Origin of the sequence: Croceibacterium salegens (assembly GCF_009827435.1) — a bacterium.
GTDB classification, from domain to species: Bacteria; Pseudomonadota; Alphaproteobacteria; order Sphingomonadales; family Sphingomonadaceae; genus Croceibacterium_B; species Croceibacterium_B salegens.
This window is the reverse complement of record NZ_WTYM01000050.1, coordinates 1-22609: the sequence shown is the minus strand read 5'-3', so window position 1 is coordinate 22609 and position 22609 is coordinate 1. Positions and strand designations below refer to the sequence as shown.

The 22609-nt window shown below is 56.8% G+C and carries 15 protein-coding genes, 1 tRNA gene and 1 pseudogene; 6 read left to right on the top strand and 11 right to left on the bottom strand.

What is annotated here, in order from left to right; genetic code table 11:
- Positions 1 to 146: 146 nt before the first annotated feature.
- Entirely contained in the window at positions 147 to 719 is a 573-nt protein-coding gene (locus GRI89_RS12625) for an FxDxF family PEP-CTERM protein (RefSeq protein ID WP_159796138.1), read from the bottom strand.
- Between the two features lie 433 nt (positions 720 to 1152).
- Here GRI89_RS12625 and GRI89_RS12620 point away from each other — a divergent pair, with 433 nt between their 5' ends.
- Positions 1153 to 2721 carry a hypothetical protein gene (locus tag GRI89_RS12620; RefSeq protein ID WP_159796135.1) on the top strand — a complete coding sequence of 523 codons (1569 nt, stop codon included), beginning with the start codon at positions 1153 to 1155 and terminating at the stop codon, positions 2719 to 2721.
- Positions 2722 to 2827: 106 nt separating this feature from the next.
- On the opposite strand, the gene GRI89_RS12615 is transcribed toward GRI89_RS12620, so the two are convergent.
- The 3 genes from GRI89_RS12615 to GRI89_RS12605 all read right to left on the bottom strand — a co-directional run bounded on the left by GRI89_RS12615 (position 2828) and on the right by GRI89_RS12605 (position 6150).
- Positions 2828 to 4810, bottom strand: coding sequence for a TIR domain-containing protein (locus GRI89_RS12615; RefSeq protein WP_159796132.1), 1983 nt, complete (start codon positions 4808 to 4810; stop codon positions 2828 to 2830).
- A 103-nt stretch (positions 4811 to 4913) separates the two neighbouring features.
- Positions 4914 to 4993: transfer RNA gene (locus GRI89_RS12610), tRNA-Phe, on the bottom strand.
- A gap of 671 nt (positions 4994 to 5664) precedes the next feature.
- Positions 5665 to 6150 carry a nuclear transport factor 2 family protein gene (locus GRI89_RS12605; RefSeq protein ID WP_159796129.1) on the bottom strand — a complete coding sequence of 162 codons (486 nt, stop codon included), beginning with the start codon at positions 6148 to 6150 and terminating at the stop codon, positions 5665 to 5667.
- A gap of 103 nt (positions 6151 to 6253) precedes the next feature.
- On the opposite strand from GRI89_RS12605, the gene GRI89_RS12600 reads away from it, so the two are divergent.
- Entirely contained in the window at positions 6254 to 6787 is a 534-nt protein-coding gene (locus GRI89_RS12600) for a hypothetical protein (RefSeq protein WP_235913343.1), read from the top strand.
- A 396-nt stretch (positions 6788 to 7183) separates the two neighbouring features.
- On the opposite strand, the gene GRI89_RS12595 is transcribed toward GRI89_RS12600, so the two are convergent.
- A complete protein-coding gene (locus GRI89_RS12595; RefSeq protein WP_235913337.1) occupies positions 7184 to 9733 on the bottom strand; it encodes a putative bifunctional diguanylate cyclase/phosphodiesterase in 2550 nt (849 codons plus the stop codon).
- A 449-nt stretch (positions 9734 to 10182) separates the two neighbouring features.
- On the opposite strand from GRI89_RS12595, the gene GRI89_RS18055 reads away from it, so the two are divergent.
- Positions 10183 to 10773 carry a PEPxxWA-CTERM sorting domain-containing protein gene (locus GRI89_RS18055; RefSeq protein ID WP_235913335.1) on the top strand — a complete coding sequence of 197 codons (591 nt, stop codon included), beginning with the start codon at positions 10183 to 10185 and terminating at the stop codon, positions 10771 to 10773.
- A gap of 196 nt (positions 10774 to 10969) precedes the next feature.
- On the opposite strand, the gene GRI89_RS12585 is transcribed toward GRI89_RS18055, so the two are convergent.
- Entirely contained in the window at positions 10970 to 11218 is a 249-nt protein-coding gene (locus tag GRI89_RS12585; RefSeq protein ID WP_159796120.1) for a hypothetical protein, read from the bottom strand.
- A 484-nt stretch (positions 11219 to 11702) separates the two neighbouring features.
- Between GRI89_RS12585 and GRI89_RS12580 the strand changes: the two genes are divergently transcribed.
- Positions 11703 to 12095, top strand: coding sequence for a hypothetical protein (locus GRI89_RS12580; RefSeq protein ID WP_159796117.1), 393 nt, complete (start codon positions 11703 to 11705; stop codon positions 12093 to 12095).
- Between the two features lie 588 nt (positions 12096 to 12683).
- A complete protein-coding gene (locus tag GRI89_RS12575) occupies positions 12684 to 12938 on the top strand; it encodes a hypothetical protein (protein WP_159796114.1) in 255 nt (84 codons plus the stop codon).
- 155 nt (positions 12939 to 13093) lie between these two features.
- Here the strand turns inward: GRI89_RS12575 and GRI89_RS12570 are convergent, their stop codons facing one another.
- From GRI89_RS12570 to GRI89_RS12555, 3 genes are all read right to left on the bottom strand, one after another.
- On the bottom strand, positions 13094 to 15052 hold the full coding sequence (locus tag GRI89_RS12570) for a TIR domain-containing protein (RefSeq protein ID WP_159796111.1): 1959 nt from the start codon (positions 15050 to 15052) through the stop codon (positions 13094 to 13096).
- 863 nt (positions 15053 to 15915) lie between these two features.
- On the bottom strand, positions 15916 to 16164 hold the full coding sequence (locus GRI89_RS12560) for a hypothetical protein (RefSeq protein ID WP_159796105.1): 249 nt from the start codon (positions 16162 to 16164) through the stop codon (positions 15916 to 15918).
- Between the two features lie 75 nt (positions 16165 to 16239).
- Positions 16240 to 17580, bottom strand: a complete 1341-nt coding sequence (locus tag GRI89_RS12555; RefSeq protein ID WP_159796102.1) for a DUF418 domain-containing protein — start codon at positions 17578 to 17580, stop codon at positions 16240 to 16242.
- 383 nt (positions 17581 to 17963) lie between these two features.
- Here GRI89_RS12555 and GRI89_RS12550 point away from each other — a divergent pair, with 383 nt between their 5' ends.
- Positions 17964 to 19424, top strand: a complete 1461-nt coding sequence (locus GRI89_RS12550; RefSeq protein ID WP_201290929.1) for an arylsulfatase — start codon at positions 17964 to 17966, stop codon at positions 19422 to 19424.
- 258 nt (positions 19425 to 19682) lie between these two features.
- Here GRI89_RS12550 and GRI89_RS12545 read toward each other — a convergent pair whose 3' ends face one another.
- Together GRI89_RS12545 and GRI89_RS12540 are read right to left on the bottom strand one after the other, a co-directional pair.
- A complete protein-coding gene (locus tag GRI89_RS12545) occupies positions 19683 to 21512 on the bottom strand; it encodes a PDZ domain-containing protein (RefSeq protein ID WP_159796096.1) in 1830 nt (609 codons plus the stop codon).
- Between the two features lie 221 nt (positions 21513 to 21733).
- Positions 21734 to 22609 (bottom strand): annotated as a pseudogene (locus tag GRI89_RS12540) (YadA-like family protein); the annotation flags it as partial.

The following is a 22609-nucleotide window of genomic DNA, read 5'->3' as shown; positions in this document are numbered from 1 at the left end:
GTTCCTCTCCATATTGGTGGGAGACAAAATTCACCGTTGGCTGTCCGCTTTCCACCCAGTTTGTGACGCTCCCGCCGAGCAACGCGAGCGCCAAGAGCGGACCAGCCGCTAACGACCCAATTTTTGACTTTAGGCGATCAGCGCGCTTAGGCGTATGAAATTTGGCTTCGTCCGCTCGCTTTCGTGTCCTTTCGGCGCCGCGTAGCAAAGCCAATTGCCCCAAAGCCCACGATCATCATAACCCAAGTGGCTGGCTCGGGAACGGCCTGCGCGAATGTCAGTGTGCCGGCAAAGCTCGCGCGACCGCCCGTGTAGCCGGAAACATTCAAATTATTGACTGCTTGCATCATTATCGGCTGTAGGATGCCAAATTCAGAAATACCTCCGTTAGGGCTGAAGAATGTGAATGGAGTTCCATTCAGCGTCGCTGATGCGAAATTGATGTTGTTCGAAGGTTTAGTGGCGGGGCCGGTCGTGAGCGTTGCACCGACGAGTTTCCACCCGGGATTCATAGCGAAAGTGCCGCTGGCCGTAAAATTGCCTGCGCAGCCAGTTGGCCCGGAATTACAGCTTACCAAGTTCAAAGGGCCAATGCCCGACTGAAATGTGGCAGCTTGACTTCCGGGTGCGATATTGAATGATATTACCGTCGCTGCATTTGCCGCGGTGGGGACCGAAAGGCCGACCGAGATGGCTACGATTGAAGTCAAACTTTTCATAACTTCTCCTCACCTTCATCCGATGGAATCGTGCCCGTGTTCTTCAGGTATCCCGAAAAGAACTTCGCCGATATTTACCTTTCGATAGGTGAGTTACCCCTTGTCCCGAAATGAGACTCTCAATTGAGGCTATGTAATAATGCGACAATTTTCGCAGACGGATAATGTCCTGCCGCCCAAAGCGATCGATGACATCGCTGGGGCTGCCTTATAGGCAAGGTAGTGCCGCAGTGGCATAAGACGTGCGACCACCGCGCCCCAGCCGAAAATCATTGCAGATTTCGTCCTCTTTCCACCCAACTCGTGACCTCACAGCTGAGCTAAGCAAAAGCCACAAGCGGATCAGCTGCTAACGACCCCGTTGCGGACGATCGCGTCCAGTTTGGGATTATGAACCGATACTGGTACCCTTCCAATGGGGAGGGAAATTCACATGAAGTCGGTATCTCGGTCATTATTCGCAGTGTTGGCGGCTTGGCCGGTTTCGGCCCAATCACAAGAAGCTGATAGCTCATTGAAGTTTGAAGTCTCATGCAGTGCCCCGGCACAGGCGGAATTTAACCGGGGCGTCGAACTCTTGCATTCGTTCGAATATCCGGCGACTACGCGCCTGTTCGCGGAGATGATGGCGCAATATCCCGATTGCGCCATGGCCCGCTGGGGTGCGGCCATGAGCATCTGGCATCCGCTGTGGGCTCCGCCATCGGCTGCGCAGCTTGAGGATGGCATGAACATCCTCGCCGAGGCTGACTTGTCCGGCAGCACGGCGAGAGAGCAATCCTATTTCAACGCGCTGCGCCAGTTCTTCAGCAGCAATGACCCGCAAACCCATGACGCGCGGGCACTCGCCTATGAGGAGGCGATGGCCGAGGTCTATGTTGCCAATCTCGATGATCCGGAGGCTGCAACCTTCTACGCACTTGCGCTACTCGCCACGGCTGACCCGCGCGACAAGAGTTACGCCAACCAGTTCCACGCGGCGGGCCTGCTCAACTGGGTGGGAGAGAGTCTGCCCGAACATCCCGGCATGCTGCATTACACGATCCACGCGTATGACCTTCCCGGAATGGCCCACCTCGCTTTGCCGGCCGCACTAGTTTACGCGGATTCGGCTCCCGACTCCGCCCATGCGCAACACATGCCCTCGCATATCTTCACACGCCTTGGCATGTGGGACCAGTCACTCGCATCAAACCACGATTCCACCCGCTCGGCCGCCGAGTTTACCGAGAGTGCGAACCTGCCCGGTCACTATGATGAAGGGCTGCACTCGATGGACTATCTGATGTACGCCATGATGCAGTCTGCCCGCGATGACGAGGCGGCGCAGTTGCTCGAACAGCTTGCTGGCATCGGTGCTACCAGCCCGGAGAATTTCAAGGTCGCCTTCACCTTCGCCGCTTTGCCCGCGCGCTATGCGATCGAGCGGCGCGCATGGGATGAGGCCGAACAGCTCGAGCTGGGCCATCCAGAGTTTCCGTGGTCGGAATATCCCTGGGCACAGGCCATCCATCACTTTGCCAGGGGGCTAGGTGCTGCCCGAAATGGCAATCTCGACCATGCTCGGCAGTCGCTGACAGAGTTGCAGCAATTGCAGTGCGCTCTCGGCCCAACCGCCCTGCCATACTGGCGCGAAGAGGTGCAGGTGCAGATTGATGCCCTGTCTGCGTGGATCGCTTGGGATGAGGGTGACGGGAGAGAAGCCCAAACATTGGCCCGAGCAGCCGCTGACCGCGAAGATGCGGTGGACAAGCACCCCGTTACCCCGGGTGAGGTTGTGCCGGCACGAGAACTTTACGCAGAAATGCTCTTGCTGTCTGGCGACCATCATGAGGCGCTTGTGCAGTTTGAAGAAGTCTTGAGTGGTTCACCCAATCGTCTCAACGCGCTTCTGGGTGCGAGAAATGCTGCCGAAGGTTCCGGGCTTGCAGAATTGGCGGAGAATTATCGTGACATCGCCAACATACAAACTGAGGGCAGGGCACCCGCCAGAAACTGGTGACGTTGATTGCCCCCTAACGACCGCTTTCCACCCAGTTCGTGACCTGAACGCCAAGCTGGCAGGGTGCCAGGAGCGGACCGGCTGGCAACGACCCACTTGCGGACGTTCAGGTGCAGGTGATTTCGGTTTCCGACACCGGCTTGCAATAGTCGCTCCATTCGCCGCTCTTGCGCCAGGCTGCGGCAAGTCCACGTTCTTCGATCCACTTCGCGAACTCAGGGGTCTTGCGCAGAGGTGCGAGCGCCGGATGCCAGATGTACTGGTTCCAGCCGATGCCCTTATGCTCGAAGGCGACGCGAAGGTAGCTCAGCGCCAGCTCCTGGTCGCCCATCTGGCTGGCAAAAAAGGAACTGGAGAGAAGCTGGTTGCGCCCACTCGATTTGAATTTTCGTTCGGCCCATTTGCGCAGTTCGGCAAGAGGCAGATTTGGAAATGTTTCCGGATCGTATCTAAAGTTTGGCGCGCTCTGCATTGGAGGCGGAAGCTTCTTCTGGATGGCGAATTCCTTGGCCTTTGCAGTTTCGCCTTTGAGCAGCAATGCCCAGAATACGAACGGTGAATAGCCCGCCGCACCGCCCGGTTTGATCTTCATGAGACGATCGTATTCCGCGATAGCCGCGTCGAACTGGCGAAGGCTAAGAAGGTCGGAGATGCGCTCGGGATCGTCGCCATAGATGGGATCGATCGTGGCCAGCGACTGCCTCAATTCGGCAGATTTGTGATATCGGCCGAACTGGAACGCGGCGAGTGCTTGCGTCAGGCGCATGTCGGGATCGATGCCCTTGTCCTGCTTGTCGGCCAACCGAATCTGCTCGTCTGCCGAAGTGAAATCGTCGGTTGCGATTGCGTACCAGGCTCGGGCTTGCTGCCCGACCCAAAGGTTTGGATTCAATTCGAGCGCCTTGGTGGATGCCTGGTCCATCCGCTTCAGGTACTGGTCTGCTTCCTCCCAGCTGTTGTCAGCATAGAGCGCCAGCCCATTGGCATAGGCGAGTTCGGCCCAGGCCTTGATATAGTTCGGGTCGAGAGCGACAGCCCGTTCGAGGTAACTGAAGCGGCCCGGATCGCCAGTCCATCGCGCGACGCGACCCTTGAAGTAATTGGCATAGGCTTCGGGATTACTTGTCCCACCGTAGTCACGCGATTCGATCCCGACGTCGAGCGACACGCTAAGCGTGCTGGCGACTGCACTCGCAATCCTCTCCTGGACTTGGAACAGATCGTCTACCTGGCGCTCGAAATTGTCCGACCACAACACGTTGCCGGAGCTGTCGAGGAGCCTCGGGGACAGGCGAATCTCGTCCCCATTCAGGCGAACGCTGCCGTCGATCCGGTGGTCGGCCGAGACTGACGCCAAACCTGATCCTACTCCGCTGACAACGCGCAACTCAGGTATATGGCGCAATCGCACGATTAGTTCGTCGGTAATCCCGTTGGCGATGGCGGCTTCACGAGGATCGTTGCCCGCCGGTGTAAACGACAACACCATGATTTCGACCGAGCCAGGGGCCCCGGACGTGTCCCGCCCGAATTGCGTCCACGCAATCACGGCCCCGAGCAAGACTACTAACAATATCGCGACCGACGGCCACAGACGCCGCCAATCGGACTTTGGAGGCGTTGCCGCGGGATTGGGAACCGGTGCATCTTCGGCCTGGTCTCCGGACTTGCCGACATGTCGGTGCAGATCCTCGACGAACGCCAGCCAGGCAAAATCCTTGCGATTGCCCTTCCAGTGCGAGAGTTCGGCGGACTGCTTGAGCTCAAACATGATTGGGCGCTTGCAGTCCTCGATCATCGCCGGGACCAGTTTGCCCGCACGCTCGGCCTCGGTGGCTTCGGCGCGCACCCAGCGCGAGACGACCGATTTGGCAGACCACAACACGACGACGGCTCGCGCCTCGATCAACGCCGCCTCGGTCACTTCGTCATAGTTCTCGCCTGAGCGCAGGGTTGCATCCCACCAGACGCCGAAACCCTCGGCGGCTAGCGCGTCGGCAAATTGCTTCGCCCGCGCGGCGTCCTCACGGTTGTAAGACAGGAATATGTCTGGTCCGGACAAGCTGGTTCCCCCGGCGAGCACGACCATCTTTGATGGGCTCAACTATATTCCGCAGCGACTTACTTCTTACAAGCAAACTCTTGCGAGTGTCCGCTTCCCACCCAATAGTTGCCGGTCGATCTTTGGCAGTGGGTGACGGCCTCGAATCGAACGAAGGACCTCCAGCGCTATTTCAGCTGACGCTCTACCCCTGCTGAGCTACGCGCCACCCACCATCGAAAACGCTACACTGCACCATGTCTCCTTTCCACCCAGTTTGTGCCGTGATCGCCGAGCTGGGCGTCTGCCAGGAGCAGACTGACTGCTAACGACCCAAAGGCTGACGATTGATTGCGGCACTCCAGCTATCGAGGCAACATCGGGCGACATGGTAGATGTTTGGATGGTTGTTTCAGCGTTTACCGCATCCTGAAGGTCCAAGATAACTCCAACTGAAAAGGTACCCTTAGTCAGGAGAGGCTCACACTGCAGTTTTGCAAGCTTGGGGACACCAAATGACAAAGAGGTTTAGATTCTATGACCTCAGTCGAACTCCGGACAAACGGGCCCGATCAACTTGGGCAAGACTTGGATCCAACCAAACAAGAGGGAATCCTTTGGGCCCCGTTCCGCGAGATAGACCGGACAAATCCGATAAGCCTCCCGACTAGGCAATTTCGAGGTCGACCAGGATATCGAGGGTCGCTCCTCGGGTGAGGGGTAGCTAAGGTTACTAGTCGGCCCGACGATCCAACCTAACGGGTAAAGCATCAGCGCTTCGTCCGCCTTCCACCCACGTCGTGACCTCGCCGCCTACCTAGATGAGAGCCAGCAGCAGACCAGCTGCTAACGTCCCAATTCCGGCCCTTACGCACTAACCGGCATTGAGGCCGACTGTGGCTTCAAAACATTGTGTTGTCGTTTTGGGATGTCTCGGGGACAGGCTGAACGACATCCCAATGTTCAACAATTTTGCAGTTTCTCACTCGGAATATATCCACAATCGCTAGTCCTAATTCATTGGCATTGGCCTGTGTATGATAGTGCACGGCAACCAAGTCTCCGGACGCAATGACCCGATGGATTCGGTAGGAACGATCAGGCATCCTTTCGAAGATGTCCTCAAGAAATCGGATGACCGTTTCCCTTCCGTCGCCCATGCTCGGCTTGTGTTGGATGTAGTCCTCAACCACCCAAGTTTCGAAAGCAGGGCGCACGAGCTTCTGCATGAAAAGCATGTCGACAAACTTTTCGACGACCTCACTGGGCTGCAGGTTGCAGGCTTCTCTCGTGTCCTCTGGGGTTTCTGCAAGCGCAGATCGTGCCAGTAAAATTGTCAGGGCTGAACCAAGAAAGATGCGCGACGCCTTTTTTGCCTGAATGCTCATCCATCGTCAGATAAAGCATCTTGTGGAGAAATTGGACTCCCTCGCAAACGTCAACTTTCGACCCATTTGCAGACTTACATTCCGCAGCTAGGTTCCTTCATGAATGCGATCCATGCCTGCATTTGTTTTGTCTTTCACTGCGCTTCTCGTCTGCGGCTGCGCAGGGGAAGCAGGAGCGGGCAATGAACATCGCCGCTCGGGGGCAGAACTGCTGCAAGCTGCTGAACAAAGTTTCTCGTCTATTCCGTTTGGAACTACTCTGCCACCGCCAGACCTTAACCTATTAGATGACGGAGGTTGCGTGGACGGTAGGGGTGAATGCACTTACCTCGATGCGAACCATGTGCAGCATTATTTTGGCGCCGACGGTGGTGAACTGGTCGTCAAATCCATCATGGCGGCTGATGTCAGCAATCAGCCTATCGCAGCGCTCGGGATTGGCACGGCTCGTGCGCTAGATGAGGTCGTTGAGCGCGTTCAACTCTTCATGCCCGAAGCCGAGGTTACTTGCGATGAGCAGTTGGACGGTAACGAAACCATTTGCGGTGCGTCTCTCGGCGACGGTTGGATAAGGCTATTCTTCGATCCCGCTCGCCAACTCACAGAGGCAAGGATCGACGCTTATCATTTCACATGAGCGGAAGTTCCAAGACCTCCGCTAACCACCCAGTTCGTGACCTCGCAGCCGTGCTTTCGCGATGCCAGAAGTGGACCAGCCGCTAACGACCCAGTTGTGGACTCATAGTAGTAACAATCTTGTTTGTTCTGACCGACCGAATGCGGCGGTTGTCGCGCGCTTCTGATAAGGAGGGATCGGCGTCAAAATCGTGCGCAGCGACCGACTGCATTGCGGCTAGGAGGCAATATCGGGAGCATCCAACCTCACGGAAAATTTGGCGATTCTGTCACTAATCTCAGTGCTATCAGTGCGGCGGTCAGTTGAATCGTGCGGAGCGAGGACGTCCACATTCACAATACCGAAGCACGATCATCCCGGAGTGGGAAACCGCCAGATGTTGAGAGTCGATTTGCGTCACGCCGCTTGCGACGAGAATAGTTGATTTGGAACCAGTGTGGCCCTTTCCGCAACGCAGGTTGGTACCTGTTGACTTTCGACCGGGTGACCTAGCAAATGGCCCTGGGCGAGGTGGCAGCCCATCGCACGCAGAAGTTCAAGTTGTTGTGTCGTCTCCACACCTTCGGCAACCACCTTCAAGCCCAGGCTGCGGGCGAGATGCACCAAGCCCATCACCAGAGCGGCAATTTCATCATCCTGGGATATCAGTTTAGTGTAGGAACGGTCGATCTTGATCAGGTCGACCGGGAAATCGCGGATGTATGACAGCGAGGAGTGCCCAGTCCCAAAGTCGTCAAGCGAGATTGCAACACCGGCCGATTTGAGTCGGTCAAGCGCGCGGGCGACGTATTCTCGCCCGAGTTCGACGAAGACGTGTTCGGTTACTTCCACCTCGATGCAAGAAGGGGGAACACCGTTGCGGTCGAGAACGTCAAGCAGCCGTTCAGCATAGTCGTTACGCAAGAACTCGGCGGGGGCGGCGTTAATGGAGACGTGCCCGAACGCAAGACCGGCATCGAGCCAGCCGCGGACATCGCGAATGACACGGACTTGCATTGCCTCGCCGATCTTTGTGGCGAGCTCATAATCATTGAAGGCCTCTGCCAGCGTATCCGGAAGTCCAAGCGTCCCATCGGGGCGCCTAAGCCGCAACAGTGCCTCGAAACCGGCAACAGCGCCTCCCTCTATCGAGACCTTCGGCTGATAAACGGCGGTGATGCTACAATCTACTATTGCCTCGCGGGCGCGCGCCAATTGGAAAGCCGCCTTCTTGACGTCGTCCAGCATGTAACTCTCAAACATTCGAAAGCCCCCGCGCGCCGATCGCTTTAGGTCATAAAGCGCAGCGTCGGCCCTCATCAAGAGTTCCCCAGCTTCGAGTTCACCCCCCCTCCAGCAAGCTGCGCCTCCAACACTTGCACTCGGGCGTACGACATGGTCGCCGATATTCAGCGCAAGTTGGATTGTGGCGGCGACTCCGCTACCTATGGCGACAAGGTCGGCATCATTACGCAAACCCGGAAGAATGACCGCGAACTCGTCGCCACCGATGCGAGCCACAAAGTCCTGTCGGCGAACTGATTGCTTCAGCCGGGCTGCGAGCTCCCTGAGTAGTCTGTCGCCTGCGGCATGCCCCATAGTATCGTTAGTATGTTTGAAGTAGTCTAGGTCGACGAGCAAGAGACCAATTGTGTTTTCATTGTCCACCGTGTCGAGAATGATGTTATCGAGTTTGGCTTCGAAAGCGCGACGGTTGGGTAAACGCGTCAACGGATCATGCTCACTAGTCCACTTAAGCTGCTTGGATCGCCTGCGTTCTTTTTCGATGCTAGCATGCAGGGCTTGTTGAGCGATGACGCGGTCGTCGATATCCGTGCAGGTACCGTACCAGCCGGTCACTTTGCCTTCGTCGTTGCGAAACGGAACGGCGCGGGCCAGCACCCAACGATGATGGCCCGAACATGGGCTAATGCGAAATTCGATGTTGAATTCGGCCCCCAAGCGAATTCCGGCATTCCATTGTTTAATCGCCGACCGTAGGTCCTCAGGATGAACGAGCTGCTGCAATTCGCGCCAGTATGATGGGCCGAAATTCTTGCCCGTAAATTCTTTCCATCGGCGGTTGAAGCTGGCTTTGCCATTCGCATCTAATGACCAGACCATATGCGGAATAGTGTCGAACGTGGTCTGCATCGATTCGACGAGTTGGCGCTGCCACTTGCGGTTCTCCCCGCGGCGCACAAACAAGATCGCACCTATCAGTAAGAGCCAGACAACCGCCACACCAGAATACCAAGTTTCGGCGGACATCGTCTGGCCGGTAAAGGCAATCTTGTCGATTTGGAGCGATTGCTGCCCTTCTTCGGAATCCGCGGCGGTGATAAACTCCATCGATGTGACGTTGTCGAAACGTGTTCGCGTCAGTTCGTCCGTAGGCTGCGCGCCCTCCTTCCACCATTCGGCAACGGAGAACTGATTTAGGTCGATCTTGACCGTATGCCTACCAGGCGAAATGGCTATGCTTGCTTGGTTGACCTTTTCATCATCAGGCGCGCCAAGTTCCACGTAACGCGGGCTCTTGTCCTTGAACACAAGGCGCAGCGATTCACCCGATCCTTCGTAGTCCAAGGTGAATATTGCACTGTCGAACCGAGTAAGATCAAGGCCACGTCCGGTGTGGTACTGGTCAAAGATTAGGCCGAAGCCACAGTAACCGTACTGGTAAGTCATTCTCAGGTCGCATGTCCACGCGAGACCATTGCCTCCGGTTACAGCAACAGTCGAAGAGCCGTCGTTGGTCTCATCGCCATATTGGAAGCTCGCGTAGGCCGTGCCATTATCTTCTGGACCAAAGACCTGCTCGCGTTGAGTCAGCGTGTCGCGATAGTAAGAAGCAAGACCCGTCAGCAGCGCGGCTACAACCACCATAAGTTCGACGGTCGAATTTCTGCGCCAACTGGACGATAAGTCGCAAGTTCCTGCGTGCCGCACTACGGCTAACTGCATCGATCCCCCCTCGATCCAGACAGAAAGGTAGCGCTAACAAATTAACAAAACTTTTGTCCAAAGTTCGGATTCGGCTGAAGTGACGTCCAATCATCAAGATTCAGGACACAGCAAGTCGCTCAACGCCAACGATAGGCGCTACCAAAAGGCATTTGGAGGGAATCAGCGAGGTGTTCGGGGGAAAGGCGAATGTCCACTTCCACCCAGTTCGTGACGCTCGCGCCGATCTAGCCGGATGCCAAGAGCGGACGTGCTGCTAACGACCCATTTGCGGTCATGAACTGCGTTCCGGAATGGAACGGCCTTACCGCCACAAGCAGCATACAAGTGTAAGAATTTCCGACTCTTGAGTTTGCTTAACAGGAGATTAATTTATCGTTCGAATCGGGCGCCCTTGATGCTGTGAGCGATACGATTGAGCAGCGTTTCCAATATCAAAGGAGACTCCAATGAAGGCCTTGAAGAAGACTCTTTTGGCGGCAGTTTGCCTAACCGGCTGCATGGTCGCGACGCCAGCTTCGGCAACAGTCTATCTCGTGAATGTGTCAGGCAACGGCTTGAGCGCTAACGGATCAGTCACAACTGACGGAACGATTGGCGCGCTAACGACATCCAATATTACTGATTGGTTTTTCGATTTGGATGATGGCTTCTCCACATTCTCATTGAATGGACCGTCTAACTCGACGTTTCTTACGTCTAGTGGCCTGTCTGCCACCGCAAGCGGGCTATTTTTTGACTTTGGTGGCTCAGGCTATGCTTTGTTTCAAAATCCTTATATTAGCTCCGGTATAAACTTTGTGTGTTTTACCGGATCACAACTTTGTGGAGGCGGAACCAACAGGGTGAGCGTGTCCGTCAACAATTTTGGTGCCGGCTTTACCCTAGGCCGGGGAGGTCTTCAGCAGATCGGGAGTGCGACTATTGGTGCAGTTCCCGAACCAGCGACTTGGGCGCTATTGCTACTTGGTTTCATGGGTATTGGCGGAGCCTTGCGGTCAGCCAAACGCAAACAGCGTGTTAGTGTAAGCTACGCTTGATTCGAAATATAATCAGATGTTTGGGCGCCTCTGCCGGATAGGTGGAGGCGCGTTTTCTATGTCAGCTTTCACCCAATTTGTGACCCCGCCGCTGAGCCGTTAGTGTGCCAGGAGCGGACCGGCCGCTAACTACCCGATGGCAGACGTCTTGCTCAAACCAAGATTGTCGCTGCCCAATGTTTGGCGACGGAATGCCCTAATCGAGTTTTTGGGGCCTTGGCCACTTTGTCTCAATTCTTGTCGCTTGTTTGTGGAGCAAAGGCATCAGGTCGGCGCGACCGTGTTTCGCAGCCCATGTGCCGAGATCCATGAATATCTTTCTTGAACTCCAGCGAACCTCTTCGGTGTTCTCGTCGATAGGAATGTGTTCCCCGAGTAGCACAAGAACCAGATCGCCAAGCTTCTCGATTACGAACTCGGTGGTCCGTTCCTCTTCGTCGGTCATGCATTATCCGCACAGTTAAAGACCTCGGCGCCGAAATGCCCGAGCACCGAGTGCAGGTAGACTGCCAATAACCCGCTATTGGGCATTCGCGGTAGCCGGAGTTTTATTGCACGAATGGTTGCGGCTTCCAATATGTCAGCGAGCGGCATTGTCAGACTAACTGCACTTGGTCGATTTTGGACGAGATTGACCAGCTTCGGAAGCCCGAATTTTGGCCAAACGCCTCTGATCCTGGGAGCGAAGCCGAAGACAAGGCGAGACTGACAGCAGCCCTGAGCTACGGCCAATAGGTTAAGGTGCAATTGCTCTGACAATGCCGGCGAACGGAGTGGAGGCTAACGACCCAAATCTGTGGGGTTAACTTGCCGCGGCCAATGCATCCCGAAATTGGACGTTACAATCGGCGTCGTTCCACGAAAGTCGAATCTGAGCTGACCTGCAAAGTCGTTGCCATACGGCGAAAGACAGTTAGGACATTCTTTCCATGAAAGTGCCCGCCAAGATGACAGCCCAAATTATATGTTTAGCGATGCACCGTGCCGCACAAGACCAATCTAGAGTGTTGTCAAGCTCAAATGCCTTGCAGATGGGGCTCGTTTCCGAACGAAGAAAACATCCGCGCGAAGGAAAGCTAAGAACCGATCGTCGATCTGAACTTCGTTATCGCCTTGACGGCAAATTGACGCCCGAGGTTACCTTCGAAGGTCGCAAATTGGCGCTGGCAAATGTTTCGCGCAATGGAATCATGGTAAGAGCCACGCTTCGAACGAAGATGCCCGCCAGAATCCTCATCACACCGGTTGGCCGAAGTCCGCTATCGGCGAAACTTGTTTGGAAGCGTGAGGGCCTAGTGGGCCTCGAGGTTCCAATTGTCTAATGAACGCTATTCCGCCTACGACAATCAGCATCCTCAGCGGCATTGTCAGACTAACTGCACTTGGTCGATTTTGGATAAGATTGACCAGCTTCGGGAGCCCGAATTTTGGCCAAACGCCTCTGATCCTGGGAGCGAAGCCGGAGGCAAGGCGAGACTGACAGCAGCCCTGAGCTATGGCTAATAGGCTAAGATGCAATTGCTCTGACAATGCCGATATCTGGCGCGGACAAGTTGCTTCCCCCAGCAAGCTCGACCATTCCGGCCGGGAGCGGCTATTTTCCCTTGTGACAGGGCGAACACAAGGAAAGTCTGGCAAGATGTCCGCTTTCCACCCAGTTCGTGCCACAGCAGCCGAGCGCCGCTGGCTCCAAGAGCGGACCAGCCGCTAACGACCCAGTTGCGGACATTCCCCGGCGCTTTCGGCCTGATTTACACTGTAGCTCGCGAGCAATGCACACGTTGGTGTACCACGTCGAGACGCCGGGGTCAGCCAGCTTGCACCACCCGCCGCGCTGGCCAAGACAAGGCACATGCCTCTGAGTCGTCAGCAATATGTAGCGGGGATCATCGCTGAGATGCGAGCTTGCCATGGCGACGAAGCTCACTTCGTCATTTCGAAGCAAGCCGCTGCATTTCGCCGATCCGGGATTGGCGACCTGGCAGGGCTCTGGGATGAAGCTGAGCGCCTCATCAGATGGAAAGAAGCTAGGATCTCAAACCTGGCAGAGTTTGGATATGTCCCTGAGGAGCCGATGCCGCAACGCTGATGTCAGCCATCGAGCGCCAGACCTTGATGAAGCTCCTCAAGACAACGCTGCGCTGCCGATGCGTTTTGAAGCCTAAGGCAAGATTCAGATGGAGAGGCTCAGCGAAAGTCTTCGAGTCGTCGGCCACAGTGGCTAAGCTGATCGTCCGCTTCACACCCAGATGGTGACCTAACTGATGAGCGAAGCAGATGCCAGGAACGGACCAGCCGCTAACGACCCAAAAGCGGACATTCATGTACATTCGATTTCGTTGTTTGAAGTGGGACGACAATAGTCGCCCCAGTCGCCGCTCTCGCGCCAAACCTCGGGAATTCGAAGATCCGCAAGCAATTTCCTGAATTCCGGAAGCTTGCGCGCTTCGGAAACTGCCGGGTGCCACAAGTTGAAATTGCCGTTGCCGCCGGGTCTTTCCATCGCAATCCTCAGCAAATTAACGGCAACCTGATCGCGACCGAAATATGCTTCATATGTTGCCCTGCCGCCGACAGCGAGGTGTCCACCTGCGCCATAGGTCCGGTCAGCCCAGTTCCGAAGTTGGGCAAGTGACATGCCCGAAAACTCGTCCTGATCACGCGCAGCAACGAAGCTCTCCACGAACATTGGGGGCGCGCGCATCCGGAAGAACTCCAGTCCTTCTTCTTCCTTGCCCTGCATTAGGAATGACATGAACGCGTGCGCCACCATCGATTGCAGACCAGGGGCGTTCAAGCGCTCAAGCCGTTCGAAATGGTCTATGGCTGGCTGATATTCGCCAACCGCCAAAAGATCATAAACCAGATAGGGATCGTTAGCAGCTGCGGGGTCGATCATTTGGCTGCTCCTGCGGATCGCGAGCGCCTCCCGGCTTCGACCGAGGAAACCGGCAAAAGTCGAAAAATAGTCCCTGAGTTGGGGATCGTTTCCAGGATCCAATTTCTTCGCCTGCTCAATTTCGTCGGCGGCCGAAGGAATGTTGTTTGCTGTCAGCCAAAACCACGCGCGTGCGGCGTGACTAATAGCAAGGTCGGGAGCTGTCTCGACAGCATACTTACTGGCTTCATCGGCTATCGCGACCAATTCGTTGGCGCGCGCTTCGGTCAAACCCGCTTCAAAGCTGACCCTTACCGTCGCGTGACCCGACAAACCCGTCTTTGCCCGTACATAGGTCGGGTCCAGTTCAATGGCGCGTTTCAGGAAGCTCAAGGGGACCTGTGAATCAAACGAGAGCGAATTTTGCACAAACTGCATGTACGCCGCATAGGCCTCGGGATTGCTGGTTCCCCCGTTCCGGGTCGATTGGTACCCGACATCGAAGGGGACGCTCAGCGCATTGGCAATCGACGAAGCCATGCTTTGCTGGACATCGAAAAGGTCGACCAGTGTGCGGTCGAACGTTTCTGACCAAAGAATCTCTCCCCCGGGTGCGGTCAGGCGCACCGCAACGCGCAGCTTCTCCTTTTCGCTCCGAATGTTTCCATCGACGACGTAGGCATTGTCAAAATCGTCGCCAGGGACTGAACCGTCGGGCGCGGCCGTGGCTATTTGCAATTGCGGGATGCTTCGCAGCCTCACGATCAATTCGTCGGTGATTCCCTGCGCGAGCGCGGCTTCGCTCGGATCGTCGGACAGGTTGGCTGCTAGCGCGTGGACGACGACGCGCGTGCGTCCATTCTCATTTGCGACATGGCTCGTCTCGTCGCTCGTGAGCGCAAAATAGCCGGCGCCCAATACCAGCAGAATTGCGGCTCCTATGGCGGTTAGGAACCAAGTACGCTGCTTCGCGCCGACATTTTTGGGGGATTCGGGCTGCCAAGCCGACTGCTCCGGCAGATCGACTTCAATCGCCACCGCGACCGAGTGCGGTAGAGTGCTGTCGTTGCCCTTCGCCCAGTCGCCGACATCGATAAGCTGTATCTGGCGAAAGCCCATGGGCGGCATCGCGCCATCTATCGTCAGCGGCACGAGCTTTTGTTGTTCACGTGCTATCGTTGCCTCGTCGCGCACCCATGCCGATTGCACCGAGTCCTTCGACCACAGAACAATCACCTTACTGGCGTTATTCAACGCATCTTCGGTGACGTCCGCAAAGGTCGTGCCCCCAGTGATCTGGCTGTCCATCCAAACTTCGACGCCCGCACCGGCAAGCGCGGCGGATAGCCTTTCCGCTACCGCCCGGTCGCTGCGCGAATAGGAGATGAAGACGTCCGCCAATCAGCGCTTCCCGTCACAACACTACAAGAGGGCTTTAGCCTAGCATGTGAAAGTGTAGCGGCCAAAGAACGGTTCACGAATTCGCCCGGCGTCCGCTTTCCACCCAGTTCGTGACCTCGCCCCCGAACTAGAACAGTGCCAAGAGCCGACCGGCTGGTAACGACCCAATTGCGGACATTCGGTGCGGTGCTAATCTAATGCGATGAATTCGCCAACGTGGCTCCTATTCGCGATATCGCTGTTAGCTATGCCCACCCCCGCGCATGCGCTGTGCGTTCACAACGGAATTCTCTACGCGAAGACCACCTTAGGACAGGAATTCCGGGAGGCCCGCTGGGTCGTTCGTGCACGTGTGCTTTCGTCGACAAGTTGGGAAGACAGCGAAACGAATGGGACGGTCTATCGCTTGCAGGTTGTTGAGCGTTTTAAGGGCAAGCTACCGGGTCAGTTTGCGTTTTCTACCGAGCGCAATAGCGGAGGCTTTTACCTCGACAACGACAGCGGCGGAACAGACGTTGGTGGCGAATATTTGCTATTTCTTGTCCCCAATCCTCGGAGCGCATCGGGACCATCATTGGTCAGGAACTCCTATTGGGTAAACTATTCCTGCGGCCAATCGAGGAGGTGGTCTGCTGTTGCGTCGGCAGATCGAACCGAACTCGCGGCTCTTTCATCGCATTGAAGTCGAAACCTCCGCTTCCCACCCAAAATCAGACGTTCGCACATTGCGCGGCGCTTGCCAGAAGCCGACAGGCAGCTTTCGCGCTTTCAGATTTAGAAGCGGACCAGCCGCTAACGACCCCTTTGCGGACGTCTTGCTCAAACCAAGATTGTCGCTGCCCAATGTTTGGCGACGAAATGCCCTAATCAAATTTTTGGGGCCTGGGCCACTTTGTCTCGATTTTTGTCGCTTGCTTGTGGAGCAAAGGCATCAGGTCGGCGCGACCGTGTTTCGCAGCCCATGTGCCGAGATCCATAAATATCCTTCTTGAACTCCAGCGAACCTCCTCGGTGTTTTCATCGATAGGAGTATGTTCCCCGAGTAGCACAAGAACCAGATCGCCAAGCTTCTCGATTACGAACTCGGTGGTCTGTTCCTCTTCGTCGGTCATGCATTCTCAACACAGTTGGAGACCTCGGCGCGGAAATGCCCGAGCACCGGGTGCAGGCAGACTGCCAATGACCCGCTAGTGGACATTCGCGGTGGCCGGAGTTTTTCGCACGAAAGGCTGCGGTTTCCAATATGTCAGCGAGCGCCAGACCCATTCCATCGGTCCGAAGCGAAAAAATTTGAGCCAGATCGGGCTGATGATCAGCTGGACCACGCAGATCGCACCGACGATGTAATAGAGTTGGTGCCGCTGCAACTGGCCAAAGAGGCCAAAGCCCACGAATATGATCGCGCAAACAAGACTGTGGCTCAAGTAGTTGGTCAACGCCATTTGCCCGACCGCGCACATCGATCGGCGGAACCAATCGAAAAGGCCACTGCGATAGACAAGCAGCAACAGGCCAAGATGTCCCATCGCAACTGTCAGCCGGCCGATGTCAAAGGTTATGTCGGTCTGGTTGAAGGATATGAGGCTGAAGTCGTTCTCAATAATCCAACTGGTCTCATAGAGGTTGAGCGGTATGCCGATCCCGTATCCAACTACTACCATCGCCCAATAGACCGATGCTGGTCTCTCGAGTGTGAGCACGCCGAGTTTAAACAGGGCCATTCCAATCAGCATCATCCCGAAGACATCGCCGAAGTGATTGTAGAAGTAGATTGTCCTAAACCATTCGAGGAACGACGCATTTGCCTCCTGCGTCGAGCGCCAACCTGCCTGGTGCGCTGCAATGTTCTGTTGGATCGCATCCTTTGAAAGCGTGTGCTCTTCTTCGAGACCTTTCCAGGTTTCGATAGCCGTTTCCTGTTCCTCGGAGAGCGTCGACCCTGTTGCCTCAACTGCTTGCGCCGCCTGAGCGGCGTCATAGGCGGCAAGGTTGTCGCGTGTTACGCCGAGGTTGTAGAGTGCGATGACCGCCAGCGAGAAAATCCCGATGCCAATGAGCCAGCGCGGCGCAAGATTGCGGAAGCCGTAGGCGAAAAGCGCTGTGATGCCGTAGAAATAGAGGATATCGCCGTCCCAGATAAGTGCCCAGGCGTTGAAGAATCCGAAGCCGATCAGCCAAAGGTTCCGGCGCATAAAGATGTCGCTTGCGATGGTAGGGACATTCTTTTCGAGCCTTCGCGTCAACAGGACAATTCCAGCCCCAAACAGGATCGAGAATATCGCCCGCTGGGTTCCGTCGAAGCCGACCTGTATCAGACGCCAAGCCGTCAAGTCGGCACCCGTAGCACCACCGTTGTTGAGGGGGTTGTAATAGGCGTTCGAGAGGCCGAAGCCTGTGATGTTCATCAGCAAGATGCCGAATAGCGCGAAGCCACGGACGAAATCGAGCGCCCCGATCCGGTTGACGATCGGCCCCGCAAGCTCACCGGACGCGCCTTCAGTAAGCAAGGAAGCTGGAGAAGCGGCCATGAATTCCCCCTTTTCACAGCGCGACCAGAATCAAGTCTGTGCCTTTTGAAGGGACATGGCAATAGCAATTGCCTTCGACGTTGATAGAGCAGCCTCAGGGACCGAGAATAGGCGCAAGACCAGCATTAACTGTTCAAAGTGACGACCGCTTTCCACCCACGTCAGGACCTGATTGCCGACCCCTGCGAGTGCCAGGAGCGGACCGGCCGGTAACGACCCCTTTGCGGACTTAGCAATGAATTTGCTCGCAGATATCAGTTCACCCAGCGCTCTCGATGGTGGGCTTGCTACGTGGCCATTAGGGGAAGACCCGATGTTGCCAATCCATTAGGCAATTTAGCTTGCCCTCCTTTCAAAGGCAGACAGCCAGAAGGAGAGTTTGCGTGCCCAAGTCGAAGCCCAACATTCTCGTAATTTTCGGTGATGACATCGGATATTCGAACATCAGTTGTTTCGGCGGCGATATCATGGGTGTGCCGACCCCGAATATCGACAGCATCGCGAAAGACGGCATCAAGCTGACTTCCTTCTATGCGCAGCCGTCCTGCACGGCGGGCCGCGCGGCTTTCATCACCGGGCAAATGCCGGCGCGCACAGGACTTACCACCGTCGGTTGCGCAGGCGCGCCGCAAGGCATGTCTGACAAGGATCCGACCATCGCCCAAATACTCAAGATGCATGGCTATGCCACCGCCCAGTTCGGCAAGAACCACCTCGGCGACCGCGAGGAACACCTACCGCACCGCCACGGTTTCGACGAGTTCTTCGGCAACCTCTACCACCTCAACGCCAACGAGGACCCGGAAGACCCCGACCGTCCGCAGACCAAGGAATTCCAGGAGCAGTGGGGCGTGCGCGGTGTGGTTTCGGGCACCGCCGACGGCGATACCAAGGACGAAGGCGTGCTCGACACGGAGCGCATGAAGACCTTCGACGATGAAGTGGTCGCCAAGTCGTGCGACTTCATGGAACGGCAGGTCAAGGCGGATACGCCCTTCTTCGTCTGGCACTGCGCCAGCCGCATGCACGTGTTCACGCACCTTCTCGACGAGAGAAAGGGCGTCTCACGCGCTTCGGAGGCCGATATCTATGGCGACGGGCTGGCCGAGCATGACGACCATGTCGGACAACTGCTCGCCAAGCTGGACGAGCTCGGCATCGCCGAGGACACCATCGTCGTCTACACCACAGATAACGGCGCCTATCAATACATGTGGCCCGAGGGCGGCACCTCGCCGTTCCGCGGCGACAAGGGCACGACCTGGGAAGGCGGCGTCCGCGTCCCCTGCGTGATCCGCTACCCGGGCAAAATCCCGGCCGGGCAGGTCAGCTCGGAAATCGTCGCCATGGAAGATTTCTTCATGACCTTTGCCGCGCTGGTCGGCATGCCCGACATCGACGAGAAGTTGAAGAAGGGCGTCGAATACAAGGGCAAGACCTACAAGGTCCACCTCGACGGATATGATCAGACTGCGCTGTTTACCGGCAAGGGCCCGTCGGCCCGCAAGCACTATTTCTACTACGACGAGACCAATCTGACGGCGGTTCGGTATGGCCCCTGGAAGGTGACGATCGCGGCCAAGATGGAAGGCAAGTGGGACAATCCGCTGGTCCATCTGGGACGGCCCATGATCAGCAACATCCTGATGGATCCGTATGAACGGCAATGGGGTGACGTGAATCGCAAGCTCGCCGAGCACAAGGGCTGGGTCCTGCTGCCGATCATCGACTTCATGACCAAGCACGTCATGACCTTCGCGGAATTCCCGCCGCGGCAGGAAGCGATGTCGGGCGACTTCTCGAAGCTGATCGAGAAGTTCAAGGAACACGCGGCGGAAGATTGACTTAAAGTAATAGCGCCGAGATGAAGCTGGCAAGGAGTGGCCGGCATCCTGCGAGGGTGCCGTCAACTCGTTTCTTGGCAGTGGAAGCTTGCACGTTGGTTGCAGGATTCCCGATTGGTTACCGTCCGTTTTCCACCCATCTGCGGACGTTGAGGTAATGGCGCAGCGCTAGGAAAGCTGAATTTCCGTTTTCGGTCTGATCTTGCCAATCTTCGGGTGTCCGAGATGGATGGAAAGCGAACATTGGATTGCCTCGATCTAAGTCGCTCTTGCGAGGAGCGCTACGAGCCGTTCCTTGTCTTTGACCAGCAAAGTGTTCGCTTCGCTGAGCCACTCATTTCGGTCCGCCAATTCCCGATTTTGAGCCTCCAGCTGTCTCGCCTGAAGCGCGCGGAGGTCGAGCCCTATGTGTTGGACCGCCCAGTCGAGTAGTTCGACCTGGTCGGGCCGGTAATGGGTGCCGTCCGCCTTGCCTTCGAGCAGCACGAACCCGGCGAGCGCGCCGTGTTCGATCATCGGCAGTGCGAGTTCGCCGGGAAGAGCGCCGGGCGCATTGAGCAGGTCGAGCGGTTTGCGCTCGGCCCGCATGAGGGCAAAGCCTGGGTTGTCGCCGGAATAGCATTCGGGTGCGCCCGAAAGCTGCCCCGCCTCCAGCAGATAGGTCCCGTCCGAATGACGCAGGTAAAGTGCTGAGCTCACGCCATCCGCATAGGATGACACGGCCTCGACCGTGGCGCTGCACAGCGCGGGCGACTTGTCGAAATGCCCGGCGCTGGCGACGAACCGGCGCAACTTCTTCTCAGCCAGTTGCCACTCCCGGAAGAACAGCCGTTCGATGTAATGCTCGAACCACTCCCGCAGGCGATGGAAGGCGAGGAACAGCCCGACCGCCAAGGCGGCGCTGATATAGGCACCGCCCTCGTGCCACGCTTCCGGGACCAGGTGTTCGACACTCCATTCGACAAGGCCGAAAGCGACAAGCAAAGTGAACGTCACCGCGCCATAAACCAGCGTGCGATTGATGGCGAAGCCGGTATCGATCACCCGGTGTCGCAGGATTGCATATGCGAACAGGAACAGGCCGACGATACGGGTCCCGGTCGAAGTGGCCGTCAAATAAGCAGGATCGCTGCGTGTATAAGGGAATAGATTGTATATAGAAAACAAGGAGTTACCAAAATTCATCGCGACTATGGCAAGCAAGAAAAGCGCTGTTCGGTGATGGCTAGCCGCATCAACGCGTCGCCAGCCGAACCATAGGACTGCAAATGTGAGCAGCCATGTGCCCAGGGCCGACAACGGATCTGTCGGCGCTTTCAATGTCAGCAAGAGGTCGGGCAATGTTCCAAGCGGGACCAGCCAGTCGATGGCGAAATAGGCAACGTGGAATACCAGCATCAACCAGAACAGTCGATTTGCCCAGTGAGGCACGCGAATGCCTCGTTCCGTGAGGAACGCCATTGCAAACAGCACTAGGGCCAGTTGGACAAAATAATACAGAATTTGCGTGGACAATTCCCAGACGAACCCTTCCAGGGCGGCAAGTGGCACCCAGCGCATCGGAAACGGCGAAAGAGTCATCAAGGCAAGACCAAGCATGAAGCTGCTGCGGCGACCCCACGCCCGCCAGATGATGAAGGCGCCGCCAAACAACAGGAGCAATCTTACGGTGTCGTCGAGCACACGGTTCGTCAGGTTCGGAACCGCCATCAAAGGTTGATCGGCAGGTGTCGTGACAATGATGATGGACTTTTCCGGCCCCGGAGAAACACGCGTAAGTCGGATTTTCTCGCCTGAGAGCGGAACGGCGCGCAAGGTCATCTGGTCAAGAGGTCGCAGGATGTCGCCTGGCTTGACGCCTTGCTCGTCGGCGATTGAGCCAGGTTCAACTGACAGTACCAGTGCGTCGCCATACCTTTGGCTGAAGGTCATGCCCCAGCGACCGGCACCTTCCTGCGTGAAGTAGGAATAGCGGATTTCGAGCACATTGGTGCCAAGAGCGACGAGGAAGGTGAAGGCAGCTACGATCAGCCAGAACGCGTTGGGGTGCCACCGACTGCTTGCCTCAAGAGCGTTGCTATTCTGCACGCTTCTTTCCCCTCGCTACGAGTAGGCTTCGTCCTTGGAGCGAACCTAGCAGCCCGGAGGTCGCTGGCAATCCAATTGAATTTGCTGACGGCGGCGAGAGGTCTGCTGTTGGGTCGCTACCAGCCGGTCCGTTCCTGGCAGCATCCTCACTCGCAATAGAGGTCACGAACTGGGTGGAAAGCAGTCATGTGATGTCAAATGACTGCTTTCCCGTTTCGGACTCAGAACTCACCTGCGACGCCGGCCTTGAAGGTTGCGCTTTTACCGCCAGCATAGGTAGCACCTGCTGTCAGCGCGAAATCGCCGTCGAAGCGATGCATGACCCCTAACGAAAAGCCGACCTCGCCGCGATAGACCGCCATGTTCGAGGCATAGCTGGTCTTGCCCGGCTCGCTCGGGAAGTGCGGACTGGCCATGGAGGCAACCGATGCTAGGCCGCGTTTGGTGTCGCGTTCCTGCACATTGACAAGATCGAACAGCACATCGACCCGTCCGGTCAGCGCATCGAACTGGGCGTCGGTGACGGCGAGGGTAGAGATGAGTTGCTTGGTGATCTGTTCGACGCCGGCGGGGGAGAGCACGCTTGCCTGCCTTCCGACGGTGCCGTTCTGGTCGACGGTCATGACGTAGATGTTGCCCGACTGAGCGGCGGTGCTGGCATCGATGTCGGCCACCGTCACCGAGGTACCAGTGGAGCCGAGCATGACCTGGTTGGCCCTTGTTGTGATGGAGTTGGCGCCGATCGCGGTCGAGCCGGCGTGCAGTGCGGTACTGTCGTAACCGACTGCGGTTGCCCCGGTGTTGGCATAGGAACTCCAGCCTACCGCCACCGCATGATCGGCGGTGATCGCCGCGCGGCCGATCGCGGTCGAGAGAAAGCCTGCGATCGTGCTGGTGCCGAAGGCGACGCCGCCGGCCTTGCTGGCATTGGCGTTCTGACCAAAGGCGGCAGCGAACTCGTCGGCGATTGCTCCGGTGCCCAACGCCAGCGAGTTGGTGCGAATTGCGTTGGCACCTGCACCCAGCGCAATGGCACCGGCTTGCTGAGCACGGGCATCGGCACCAATCGCTACTGCATTGGCCCCAACCGCCTGGGC